Origin of the sequence: Quadrisphaera sp. GCM10027208 (assembly GCF_042658805.1) — a bacterium.
In the GTDB taxonomy this organism is placed as follows: Bacteria; Actinomycetota; Actinomycetes; order Actinomycetales; family SCSIO-59966; genus SCSIO-59966.
This window is the reverse complement of the sequence record NZ_JBHSRC010000009.1, coordinates 29,496-41,468: the sequence shown is the minus strand read 5'-3', so window position 1 is coordinate 41,468 and position 11,973 is coordinate 29,496. Positions and strand designations below refer to the sequence as shown.

The window sequence follows — 11,973 nt, the reverse complement described above, 5'->3', positions numbered from 1 at the left end:
ACCGCCCCGGGGCCCCCCGGCCGGCCGGTACGCTCGCCGCGGACCGTGACTCGAGCGGAAAGGCACGCCCATGGACAAGGTCGTCCACTCGGCTGCTGAGGCCGTCGCCGACATCACCGACGGGATGACCCTGGCGGTCGGCGGCTTCGGGCTCTGCGGCATCCCGTCGGTGCTCATCCAGGCCCTGCTGGACGCCGGGGTCACCGACCTGGAGGTGGCGAGCAACAACGCCGGGGTCGACGACTGGGGGCTCGGGCTGCTGCTGCGGGCCAAGCGCATCCGGCGGATGATCTCGAGCTACGTCGGGGAGAACAAGGAGTTCGCCCGGCAGTACCTGTCCGGCGAGCTCGAGGTGGAGCTCACCCCGCAGGGCACGCTGGCCGAGCGGCTGCGGGCCGGCGGCAGCGGCATCCCCGCCTTCTACACCGCCACCGGGGTGGGCACCCAGGTCGCTGACGGCGGCCTGCCGTGGCGCTACGACGCCGACGGCGGCGTCGCGGTGGCCTCCCCCGCCAAGCCGACCGCCACGTTCGAGGTGGACGGCGAGCAGCGCGAGTTCGTGCTCGAGCGGGCGATCGTCGCGGACTTCGCGCTCGTGCGGGCCTGGCGCGGCGACCGGCACGGCAACCTCGTGTTCAACAAGTCGGCCCGCAACTTCAACCCGCTGTGCGCGATGGCCGGCCGGGTCACGATCGCCGAGGTCGAGGAGCTCGTCGAGCCCGGCGACCTGGACCCGGACGCCGTGCACCTGCCGGGCGTGTACGTCCAGCGGGTGGTCCCGCTGACCCCCGAGCAGGCGGCCGACAAGCGGATCGAGAAGCGCACCGTGCGCGAGGCGAAGGAGTCCTGAGATGGCGCTGACCCGCGAGCAGATGGCGGCCCGCGCCGCCCGCGAGCTGACCGACGGCTCCTACGTCAACCTCGGCATCGGCCTGCCCACCCTGGTGCCCAACTACGTCCCGGACGACGTCGAGATCGTCCTGCAGTCCGAGAACGGCATCCTCGGCGTCGGCGCCTACCCCCGCGAGGACGAGGTCGACCCGGACCTCATCAACGCCGGCAAGGAGACCGTGACCCTGCGCAAGGGCGCCTCGTTCTTCGACTCGGCCATGAGCTTCGGGATGATCCGCGGCGGCAAGATCGACGCCGCCATCCTCGGGGCGATGCAGGTCTCCGCCCGCGGCGACATCGCGAACTGGATGATCCCCGGCAAGATGATCAAGGGGATGGGCGGGGCGATGGACCTCGTCCACGGCGCGAAGAAGGTCATCGTGCTCATGGAGCACGTCGCCCGGGACGGCGCCCACAAGATCGTCGAGGAGTGCTCGCTGCCCTACACCGGCCGGGGCGTCGTCCAGCGGGTCATCACCGACCTGGCCGTCATCGACGTCACCGACCGCGGGCTCGTCCTGCGCGAGCTCGCCCCGCAGGTGTCCGTGGACGACGTCCGGTCGGCGACCGGCCCGCAGCTCCTGGTCGAGGGCGAGCCGGCCGCGATGACCGGCTGACGGACGACCTGAGGCGCGCTCTGGCAGTCCGCACTCTGCTCAGGGCCGGGACTCCACACCCACTCACGGACCGGCTACTGGACGAACCGCATGTAGCCCCAGCCGTGGCCGACCTGACGGCTTCCGGAGAAGCCACCGTTGCCGTCGCCGCTGTAGAGGATGACCCGCCCGTTCGACTTGCGCGCCAGCAGGTCGACACCACGGCTGGCGTCCCAGTCCCCCGGTCCGTGGATCATGTCGAAGTCCTGCCAGCCGGTACCGATTCGCTTCGCGTACTGGATTCCACCACCGGCCGTCTGGCGGTACCAGTGCAGCTCACCGGTGCCGCGTTCCCGGGCGACGATGTCGGGACTCCCATCACGGTCCCAGTCGCCGACAGCGGTGAGAATGTCGTACTGATCAAAGTTGGCAGCGACGCGTCGCGGGACCCCCCATCCGCCTGCGCCGGTACCGGGATACAGCCATAGTGTGCCGTCGTCCTCACGGCGCGCTAGGAGGTCAGGCGCCCCGTCGCCGTCCCAGTCGCCGACACCGATCAGCGCGTCGATGACCCGCCAGTTGCCGCCGATGTTGTAGCCACGGATGAATCCGCCCTCCCCGTCGCCGGGGTACAGCCACAGACGGCCCGTATCGGTCTCCCGACCCACGAGGTCGCGATTGCCGTCGCCGTCCCAGTCACCGACCTGGGTGACGAGGGTGCGGGTACCCCAGCCGCGGCCGATCAGTTGAGGTTCCTCGAACGAGCCCGAACCGGAACCGGGATAGGACCACAGCCGACCGCTGGGGTTCGAGGACATGACGTCCGGGATCTGATCACCAGTCCAGTCACGTGGGAAGGACCCCATCAGTGTCGGCGCGGTCCGGGCGGCGATGTCCGCTGCCTCGGCGCGCATTGTTGCCATCTTCGGGTACAAGTAGCGGCCTGGGCAGGAGGTCTGGCCGACGTCCCGGTGACCCAGGAGCGCAGGTAGCCGGACGACGGATCCTGCGGCATAGCGGGAGGTCCCGCCACCGGCTGACACCAAAGTCGTGGTACCCAACGGGTTCGTGCCGTACTGTCCCATCTTCCAGCCGATGACGCGGGTCATGGCGGCGACGGCAGCCGCCGGCGGCTCAGCGACCTCGAAGTTGCCCATGAGGGAGACGCCGTACGTGTCGCGGTTGAAGCCCCCGGAGTGTGCGCCTTGGATGGCCTGGTCGATGCTGCCTCGCCGTCCCTCATAGACGGTGCCGTACCGGTCGACGAGGAGGTTGTACCCGATGTCGGCCCAGCCGAGGGTCTTCGTGTGGTACGCGTAGATGCCGCGGATCTGCTGGACGGCCTGCTCGCGTGAGTACGAGTTCGACCCCGCGGTGTGGTGGACGACCAGCGCCTTGACGGTGTGGTTCACGACCGGTCGACCAGAGGTGAGGCTCTCGTCCGCACCCCACTGCTCGCGGGTGACGATCTGCGGCTGGGTCCCGCTGGCGGTCGCCGTGGCGACAGGGACCGCGTCAGAGTGCACCGTGTCATCGGCACGCGACGTCCCAGGGTCCACGAGGGAGACCTGGACGTCCCGAGGAGCCACACCCTGCGGAGTGTCGATCCGCACCTGCACACCGTCGGCCTCCAGGACGACGAGCGGTGAGGTGCCAGTCCGCTCCGCCATCCGCGCCGCCTCCGCGGTACCCGCGTCCGGACCCTCGTCGGCCACCCCGAGCACCTCCCACGGCCCCCACTCCCCGTCAGAGCGGACGCGGAGCTGCACGGCCACGTCGGTGTCGTCGACACCTGGGGTGCGGCGCCAGCTGACACCTACGACGGCGAAGTCGTCGACGTCGAGCTCGTCGGTCAGAACCTCTGGAGAGTCATCGTCGGGCTCAGGAGCGTCGGGCACTTGGGGCTCCCCCAGCGCGGCGATGCCGAGCGGAGCCGACGCTGACGGTGCACGACGCGTGGCATCGTCGTCGGCCTGCAGCGCGTCCAGCGCCTCACCATCGACGCCCTCGAGCTCAAGGTTCTCGATCTTCGGAGCCACGGGGACCGGCTCCGGCTCAGGCGGCGTCACCGTGGGGAGGACAAGGAGTCCGGGGATCAGCCCGAAACTGAGCAGGAAGGAGGGGAGACGCATCGGTGCAGTTCCGTTCGGCTCGTGTCGCGGGTGCTGTCGTCGTCCTTCCACCATCGGCAGGACGGCGGACCATCTGAAGCCATGACCCCAGCGTCACACCTGTCACACCGGGCTCACAGATCACACCGCACGGTGACGCTCTCGCTCCCTTCTGTCAAGTGGCTCCGGTGAGCTCAACCAACGAAGGAGTACCCGGACCAGCCGCTGCCGACCTGTCGCCCGGGGGAGAAATCCCCGTTCTCCGTGCCGGCGAAGAGGAAGAGCCGCCCAGCCGCGTCCCTGCCCAACAGATCGGGATAGCTGTCGCCGTCCCAGTCTCCCGGGCTGCTGACGTCGACGAGGTGCCGCACATCAACAGTCAGGACCCGACTCGTACCGAAACCCCCGCGACCATCTCCCGGGTAGAGGACGAGCTCGCCGGTGGACATCCGCCGAGCCACAATGTCGGGCACACCGTCGCCGGTGACGTCTCCAACCGCTCGCAGGAGGTCCATCCCGGACCAGCCCCGGCCAATGCGCGCTTGACCGGTGAATCGGCCGCTACCGTCGCTCGTGTACACCCAGAGGGTGGCATCATCACGACGGCGGGCCAAGAGATCTGGCTCACCGTCGCCAGTCCAGTCACCAGGGCCGACGAAAGCGTTGATCACACGCCAGTTCCCTCCGATCGCGGCGCCCGACGCGAAACCACCCTGACCGTCCCCTCGGTACAGCCACAGGTTCCCGGAAACCGGTTCACGAGCGATCACGTCGTGTGCCCCATCACCGTCCCAGTCCCCCGCCTGGGTGACGAGATTGCGCGTTCCCCAGCCATGACCGATCTGCCGGCGGCTACCGAATCCTCCCGTACCGTCACCGGGGTACAGGTAGAAGCGACCGTTCTCCGCGATGGCCATGAGGTCCGCCGCTCCGTCCCCGGAGAAGTCACGGGGAAACGGCGCCGGACCAGTGATGACGAACCAGTCCGACTTCGTGCCGAGGAGGCTGCGCAGTGTGGCACCGGACACGACAACCGATCCCCGGCTGCCCGTCACCGCAGCCTGGACGATGCGCCCGCCGAGATCGCCCTCACCGGTCCGCGTCTGCACGGTGATCTGCCGTAGCGAGCCGACCTGTGGATAGCGGGCATCGAGGTTGCGCTGGATCGTGGCGACCGGGACGGTTGCCGTCCAGCTGTGCGCGGACGAGGGGATGCGGCCGTCGTAGGGGTCCCGCTTGGCGACCTGGTAGGGGTGGCTGGAGGGACCGCCCGCCGTCCATCCACCATTCGAGGCACTGAACTCGGTCAGGACGAGTTGCTCGCTTCCACTGCTCGTCCGGTAGTACCGGACGACGCCGGCGGTCGCAGCAATGGCGTCGTTCGTCCGAGGATGCTCATGGCTCTGAATGAGACGCCCGTCGGACCCATAGGTGGCGATGCCCTTGAACACCTGGCAGGACACGGTGTCGCAGGTGTCGTAGAACCTTGTCGAGGATCCAGCACGAAGGCGGGCCGCGTAGGTGCGTGCCGCAACAGACTGTGCGCGCAGAGCGTGGGCCGGCCAACCGGCCGGCATTTCGGCGGGGACGACGCCGCGCAGGTAGGTGTCCATCGGTAGCACGAGGACGCTGTGCAGGACAGACGTCCCCTGTGGGACGGCGTGCAACACACCCCGCAGTTCCTGGCGACGACCTTGGGGGTCCGCGGTTGATGGCGGTAGGACGAGCCGGAAGGTGTCGGTGGCAGTGAACCGGACGTCCTCGTCCCACGGCGTCGTGACATCCTGCGGCTGCCACGACGTCCAGACGCCCCCGTCCAGACTCTCTACCACCAGGTGGTCTGGGCCCCGGACCACCCGCCACCCGTCGTACCTGTCGCCGGTTGGCAGCAGGTAGCGTGCGTCTCCGGACAGGATGGCGAGGCCGGGCGCTGGATCCACCCGGACGTCAGCGTCGTTGTCCGTGCTGATCCACACTCGGATCGGGCTGTCAGCGATGGTCTTCGCGTACGTACCGGGGTAGTAGAAGTCGAGGATGCGGTCGTAGGTCAGTCCCGCGTCGGCGGCGCCGTACGCACCCCACTGGGACATCCCTCGACCGTGTCCGTACCCCCTGCCTTCCAGGGAGTAGCTGCCGCTCGCGGGTCGCGGTGACACTTCAGCGGCGACCGCGGCGGAGGGGACGAGGGACACCACGAGCGTGGCGCCGAGGATGGAGGCGAGTAGGCGGAACCGCATGAGAGTCCTTCGGCCGAGAACTGGGCTGGCCTGAGTCATTCTGCCTCGGCGATCGGCGCGAATGTGACCAAAACTGCTCGAATCCCAAGACCGCCCGAGTTCCGCCCCTGCCCATCCCCGGTTCAGGCGCCGATGACGCGGTGGACGACACCGGGGAAACGAGCCGGGTCGGTCACCCGGCGGCCGTCGACCACGACCTTCACCCCGGGCAGGTCCTCGGCAGACAGGTCCCGGTAGGAGGCGTGGTCGGCCTGGACGACGACGGCGTCGACGGGGTCGCCGTCGGTGTGCGGCGGCAGGTCGAGGGCGGCGAGCTCGTCGGAGCTGTACATGGGGTCGGAGACGGTGACCTGGGCGCCGCGGGAGCGCAGGGCGGCCACGGTCGGGAACACCCCGGAGAACGCGGTCTCCTTGACCCCGCCCCGGTAGGAGGCGCCGAGCACGAGCACCCGGGCCCCGGTCAGGTCGCCGTAGGCGTCCGCGAGCAGCGTGACGGCGTGCTCGGGCATGCCGGCGTTCGCCTCTCGGGCGGCCCGCACGACGGTCGCGTCCGGGTCGTTCCACAAGTAGAGCCGCGGGTACACGGGGATGCAGTGCCCGCCGACCGCGATGCCCGGCTGGTGGATGTGGCTGTAGGGCTGGGAGTTGCAGGCCTCGATGACCTGCTGGACGTCGATGCCGTGCGCGCCGGCGAACCGGGCGAACTGGTTGGCCAGCCCGATGTTGACGTCCCGGTACGTGGTCTCGGCGAGCTTGGCCATCTCGGCGGCCTCGGCGCTGCCGAGGTCCCACACCCCGTTCGGTCTGGGCAGGTCGGTTCGGTCGTCGAACTGCAGCACCGCCTGGTAAAACTCCGTGGCCCGTCGGGCGCCCTCCGGGGACAGGGCGCCGACGAGCTTGGGGTAGGTGCGCAGGTCGGCGAACACCCGACCGGTCAGCACCCGCTCGGGGGAGAACACCAGGTGGAAGTCGGTGCCCTCGGTCAGCCCGGACCCCTCCTCGAGCATCGGCTTCCACCGGGTCCGAGTGGTGCCGACCGGCAGGGTCGTCTCGTAGGAGACGAGCGTGCCGGGTGTGAGGTGCTCGGCCAGCGACCGCGTAGCGGCGTCCATCCAGCCGAAGTCGGGCACGCCGTCACCGTCGACGAACAGCGGGACGACGAGGACGACGGCGTCCGCGCCAGGAACGGCCTCTCCGTAGTCGGTGGTGGCGCGCAGCGCACCGCGGGAGACCACGTCGGCGAGCCGTTCGGCCAGCTCGGCCTCGCCGGGGAACGGCTCGGTGCCGGCGTTGACGAGGTCGACGACCGCCGGGTTGACGTCGACGCCGACGACTTCGTGCCCGGATCCGGCGAACTGCACGGCGAGCGGCAGCCCGATCTTGCCCAGCGCGACGACGACAATCTTCACGATGCTCCTCAGCTAGTCAGTCGATCTCGACGGTGCGGCCGGTCGCAGCAGAGTCCAGCACTGCCTCGGCGACGGCGACGGTACGCAGCCCCTGCCGCATCGTCACGACGTCCGCGTCGTGGCCGAGGACGGCGTCCCGGAACGTCTCGTGCTCGGTCCGCAGCGGCTCCGGCTTGGCGATCGCGTACCGGACGACGTCCCCTTCGGAGACGCCGCGGAACTCGGCCAGGGAGCCCCACGTGGTCGGGATGGTGCCGTTGGCGTGGAAGGTGAGGTCGGCGGTGAGCGTGTCGGCGACGAAGGCGCCCTTCTCCCCGGTGACGATCGTGACCCGCTCCTTCATCGGCGACAGCCAGTTGACGAGGTGGCTGGTCACGGTGCCGTCGGCGAGCTGGCCGACCACAGCGACGAGGTCCTCGTGCTCCCGGCCGCTCTTGAGGGCCGTCCGGGCGGCGACGGAGGTGAACGGCTGCTGGGTGACCCAGGCGGTGAGGTCGATGTCGTGGGTGGCGAGGTCCTTGACGACGCCGACGTCGGCGATCCGGGCGGGGAACGGGCCCTGCCGGCGGGTGACGACCTGGTAGATGTCGCCGAGCTCGCCGGCCTCGAGCCGGGAGCGAAGGTTCTGCAGCGCCGGGTTGTACCGCTCGATGTGCCCGACGGCGCCGACGAGGCCACGGGACTCGAACGCCTCGGCGAGCCGGGTCGCGGCGGCGGTGTCGGCGGCCAGCGGCTTCTCCACCAGGGCGTGCACACCGGCCTCAGCCAGCGCGAGCCCGACCTGCTCGTGGAACGCGGTCGGCACGGCGACCATGCAGTAGTCGACGCCGGCGGCGATCACGTCCTCGATGGAGGACAGCACGGGCAGGTCGCCGGACACCCCGTGCGGGTCGCCGCCGGGGTCGGCGACGGCGACGAGGTCGACGCCGTCGAGCGAGCGCAGCACGCGGGCGTGGTGGCGGCCCATCATCCCCAGGCCGATGAGGCCGGCTCGCAGGTTCGCCATCACGCACCCGCCCCGGCGAGGGCGTTCACGGCGGTCACGACCCGTTCCAGGTCGTCCTGGCTCAGCGACGGGTGGACCGGCAGGGAGAGGGCCTCGGCGGCGGCCCGCTCGGTCTGCGGCAGGTCCAGGGTGAGGTCGAAGCTCGGCAGCCGGTGGTTCGGGATCGGGTAGTAGACGCCGGTGCCGACGCCGTACTCCTCGGCGAGCGCGGCAGCGAACCCGTCGCGGTCCTCGGGCACCCGGATCGTGTACTGGTGCCACACGTGGGTGGCCTGGTCGGCGACCGGGGGGACGACGACCCCGTGCAGGTTCTCGGACAGGAACGCCGCGTTCTCCTGACGTCGGCGGGTCCACTGCGGCAGCTTGCCGAGCTGGACGCGGCCGATCGCGGCGTGGACGTCGGTCATCCGCGCGTTGAACCCGACGACCTCGTTCTCGTACCGGCGTTCCATCCCCTGGTTGCGCAGCAGTCGCACCATCCGGGCGATCTCGTCGGTCTCGGAGGCGACCATGCCGCCCTCACCGGAGGTCATGTTCTTCGTCGGGTAGAGGCTGAACATGCCGAACGCGCCGAACGTGCCGACCTGGCGGCCCTGCCACGTCGCGCCGTGCGCCTGGGCGGCGTCCTCGAAGACCCGGATGCCGTGGCGCTCGGCGACCTCGCCGAGGCGGGTCATGTCGGCGGGGTGCCCGTAGAGGTGGACGGGCATCACCCCGACGGTGCGCTCGGTGACGGCGGCGTCGACGGCGTCGGGGTCGAGGCAGAAGAACTCCGGCTCGATGTCGGCGAACACCGGCGTGGCCCCGGTGAGCGCGACGGAGTTGGCGGTGGCGGCGAAGGTGAACGACGGGACGATCACCTCGTCACCGGGGCCGACGCCGGCGGCGAGCAGACCGAGGTGCTGCCCGGCGGTGCCCGAGTTCACTGCGACGCAGGTGCGGCCGCCGGCCAGGGCGTCGGCGAACTCCCGCTCGAACGCGGCGACCTCCGGGCCCTGCGCGATCATGCCGCTGCGCAGCACGCGGTCCACCGCCTCGCGCTCCTCGTCGCCGATGATCGGCTTCGCGGCGGGGATCATGTCCGGCATCAGCTGCTCGCCTCCGTGAGGTGTCCGTCGGTCTCGGTGTAGGTCTGTCCGGTCACCGGGCACCGCCAGCGACCGTTCCCGTCGTCCTCCAGCGGCTCGCCGGCCCGCCCCACCCAGCGGACCCGCTTGGCGGGGACGCCGGCGACGAGCGCGAAGTCGGGCACGTCCCGGGTGACGACCGCGCCGGCGGCGACCATCGCCCAGCGCCCGATGGTCACCGGCGCCACGCACACCGCTCGGGCCCCGATCGAGGCGCCCTGGCGGCAGGTGACGCCGACGGCCTCCCAGTCGTCGGCGCGCTTGAGGGAGCCGTCCGGGGCGACGGAGCGCGGGAAGTGGTCGTTGGTGAACACGACGGCGGGGCCGACGAAGACGCCGTCCTCCAGGACGGCGGGCTCGTAGACGAGTGCGTGGTTCTGCACCTTGCACCGGGCACCCATCCGGACACCGGTGCCGATGTAGGCGCCGCGGCCGATGATGCACTCCGGGCCGATCTCGGCGTCCTCACGCACCTGTGCCAGGTGCCAGACGCTCGTCCCGTCCCCGATCCGGGCCCTCGGGTCGACGTCAGCAGAGTCGGCGATCCTCGTGGTCACAACGCGCCAATCTAGCGGCCACCGAAGGCAGCTGCGTCCGAGGCGGCCAGGCCGAGGACATCTGCCAGCTCTGCCGCTGCGGCGACGTCGTCAGCTGGCAGCAGGCGGCAACCGCTGATGGTCCGGGCGACGTCGGGGTCTGCGGTGAGGATCGGGCACCCAGCCCCGACAACAGTGTCCACGACCCCCGGCGCGGGAGGCCGGTGCAGAACGACGACGACCCCTATCCCGGCGTGCCGCAGATCGGCGAGCTCAGTGGCCAGGTCGACTGTCCCACTGGTCACTGGTTGCGCGTCCTCCAGGACGACGTGGCTGTACCGCGTCAGCACCTCGTGGAGAAGCCGGACGTTGACTGCCGGGTCACCGCGGTAGGCCACCCGGTCCACCGCCATGGCCACCACCGGGTCGCTGCGACGCCGTCCGACCATGAGCACGTCGCTGCCGATCCCGTGGTCCTGCCGCAACCGGTCGGCCCAGACGCTGGCCCGACCGCCGGCGTTGAGCGGTCCCAGCAGTACCCGTGGGGTCCGCTCGTCGTGGCGAGCGGGCTGCTCCTCGAGACCGGTGTGGCCGCGGGATACGCCGACGCCATCGGAGGGCAACCGGTGACCGAGAAGCCGCTCGTACACCTCGCGCAGCCTCGCCTCCTGGCGCGACCACGAGAACTCCCGCTGCAGGGCGGGCTCAGCGAGCGCACGCCGATACCGGTCTCGGTGTCGTAGGACCACGCCGACGGCTTCGGCCAGTGACACCTCGTCCCCAGGCGTGAACGTGGCGCCGATCCCCCACCGCCGGACAACTTCTCCCAGCGCAGCGAGGTCACTGACGACGAGCGGTACCCCGGCGGCGGAGTACTCGAAAAGCTTGTTGGGCAGTGTCAGCTCGTGGTTGGCGAACCCGCCTCGCATAGGGATGAGACCGATGTCGGCGCCGGACAGCAGGGGGAGGAGCTCCGACGGGCCAACGGGGTCCAAGAGGTGCACGCGATCAGCCACTCCAAGGTCCTCGGCGAGCCGAGCGAGCGCTACCGCTCCAGGTGCGGTGACACCGGGTACGCAGAGGACCGCCAGGTGGACCTGCGGCAGCAGGGCCAGCGCGCGGGCGGCGACGTCCACACCTCGAACGTCGGCGAGTCCGCCGGAGTAGACCAGGAGCGGCGCCTCGCCCCGCAAGCCGCACCGCTCACGCAGGCTCGGCGACTGGAACTCGTCGCCGACGCTGGACGGGACAGGGGTGTTGAGCACGACGACCGGCTCGCTGCGCAGGTGGAGCCGACGGACCAGCGCATCGCCGGTGTGCGGGCTCACAGCGACTACGGCGTCCGCTCGGGGTGCGTACTCCGCCTCCAGAGCGGCCCACCCCGCGACCGACCGAGCAGTTTGCGAACCCGTGACCGCGAGGCCAGCCACGTACTCGTGTGCGTCATAGACCAGACGCACGTGCCGTCCCCTCGTGGCCGCTCGCTCGACGGCCCGCGCTGCGACGCCAAGGAGGTGCACGTCGTGGGCGTGCACGACGTCGGGTTCAAGGGCGTCGATGACCGGTCCGAAGGCCAGTTCGAGGTCATCGGGAAATCCACCCAGAGCGTTGCGCCAGTCGGCTCGAACAGTGGAGGACTGCACCCAGCGGTCCCATCGCTCCCACAGGCGAGCGACAGAGTGGTCCACGATCTCGGCGCCGGCATACGCCGACCGCGCAAGACGTTCTTTGGCGAGCGCACCGAAGCCCCGCCGATCTGCTGCACGGGCCGTCATCCGGGCGCGCCGGGCGGCACGCGCGGACTCGGTCGCCCACGTCGCCGGCAGCGGGCGGCGCGCCCGTCGTTGCCGCATTCGGCCGACGACGTCGCGACGTACCGTGAGTGGCACGGGGATGCGCAGCAGCACCGCATCCCCGAGAGGGCGGACCGTCATCCGGTCATCCCGCGCCCGTCCCACCACGGTCACCCGCAGTCCGGCCTCGGCCAGGGCGACCGCTGACCGCTTGACCCGGTTGTCGTTGGTCACGTCGTTGACGACAAGCATCACAACGTGCTCGGG

Annotated in this window: 9 protein-coding genes; 2 read left to right on the top strand and 7 right to left on the bottom strand. The window is 70.5% G+C overall.

From position 1 onward, the window contains the following. Positions 1-70 precede the first annotated feature (70 nt). Positions 71-850 carry a CoA transferase subunit A gene (locus ACFP6A_RS13330; protein WP_379604290.1) on the top strand — a complete coding sequence of 260 codons (780 nt, stop codon included), beginning with the start codon at positions 71-73 and terminating at the stop codon, positions 848-850. A 1-nt stretch (position 851) separates the two neighbouring features. Continuing rightward, positions 852-1,508 (top strand): CoA transferase subunit B, encoded by a 657-nt coding sequence (locus tag ACFP6A_RS13325; RefSeq protein WP_379604289.1) that lies wholly within the window; start codon positions 852-854, stop codon positions 1,506-1,508. A gap of 74 nt (positions 1,509-1,582) precedes the next feature. On the opposite strand, the gene ACFP6A_RS13320 is transcribed toward ACFP6A_RS13325, so the two are convergent. The 7 genes from ACFP6A_RS13320 to ACFP6A_RS13290 all read right to left on the bottom strand — a co-directional run bounded on the left by ACFP6A_RS13320 (position 1,583) and on the right by ACFP6A_RS13290 (position 11,958). Continuing rightward, entirely contained in the window at positions 1,583-3,526 is a 1,944-nt protein-coding gene (locus ACFP6A_RS13320) for an FG-GAP-like repeat-containing protein (protein WP_379604287.1), read from the bottom strand. 266 nt (positions 3,527-3,792) lie between these two features. Beyond that, positions 3,793-5,688: a SpoIID/LytB domain-containing protein gene (locus ACFP6A_RS13315; RefSeq protein WP_379604285.1), complete on the bottom strand. Its 1,896-nt coding sequence runs from the start codon at positions 5,686-5,688 to the stop codon at positions 3,793-3,795. A gap of 269 nt (positions 5,689-5,957) precedes the next feature. Continuing rightward, on the bottom strand, positions 5,958-7,244 hold the full coding sequence (locus tag ACFP6A_RS13310) for a nucleotide sugar dehydrogenase (RefSeq protein ID WP_379604283.1): 1,287 nt from the start codon (positions 7,242-7,244) through the stop codon (positions 5,958-5,960). A 16-nt stretch (positions 7,245-7,260) separates the two neighbouring features. Next, on the bottom strand, positions 7,261-8,250 hold the full coding sequence (locus tag ACFP6A_RS13305; protein WP_379604281.1) for a Gfo/Idh/MocA family protein: 990 nt from the start codon (positions 8,248-8,250) through the stop codon (positions 7,261-7,263). Further along, entirely contained in the window at positions 8,250-9,338 is a 1,089-nt protein-coding gene (locus ACFP6A_RS13300; protein WP_379604279.1) for a DegT/DnrJ/EryC1/StrS family aminotransferase, read from the bottom strand. The genes ACFP6A_RS13305 and ACFP6A_RS13300 overlap by 1 nt, the downstream gene beginning before the upstream one ends. Continuing rightward, positions 9,338-9,934, bottom strand: a complete 597-nt coding sequence (locus ACFP6A_RS13295; protein ID WP_379604277.1) for an acyltransferase — start codon at positions 9,932-9,934, stop codon at positions 9,338-9,340. Before ACFP6A_RS13295 ends, ACFP6A_RS13300 begins: the two co-directional genes overlap by 1 nt. 11 nt (positions 9,935-9,945) lie before the next feature. Then, positions 9,946-11,958: a glycosyltransferase gene (locus ACFP6A_RS13290; protein ID WP_379604275.1), complete on the bottom strand. Its 2,013-nt coding sequence runs from the start codon at positions 11,956-11,958 to the stop codon at positions 9,946-9,948. Between the last annotated feature and the right edge of the window lie 15 nt (positions 11,959-11,973).

Bases quoted from the DNA above. Each gene is read 5' to 3' on its own strand.
- ACFP6A_RS13305 (WP_379604281.1), bottom strand. From the start codon at position 8,250: ATGGCGAACCTGCGAGCCGGCCTCATCGGCCTGGGGATGATGGGCCGC.
- ACFP6A_RS13290 (WP_379604275.1), bottom strand. From the start codon at position 11,958: ATGCTTGTCGTCAACGACGTGACCAACGACAACCGGGTCAAGCGGTCA.
- ACFP6A_RS13315 (WP_379604285.1), bottom strand. From the start codon at position 5,688: ATGTCCCAGTGGGGTGCGTACGGCGCCGCCGACGCGGGACTGACCTAC.
- ACFP6A_RS13325 (WP_379604289.1), top strand. From the start codon at position 852: ATGGCGCTGACCCGCGAGCAGATGGCGGCCCGCGCCGCCCGCGAGCTG.
- ACFP6A_RS13300 (WP_379604279.1), bottom strand. From the start codon at position 9,338: ATGCCGGACATGATCCCCGCCGCGAAGCCGATCATCGGCGACGAGGAG.
- ACFP6A_RS13330 (WP_379604290.1), top strand. From the start codon at position 71: ATGGACAAGGTCGTCCACTCGGCTGCTGAGGCCGTCGCCGACATCACC.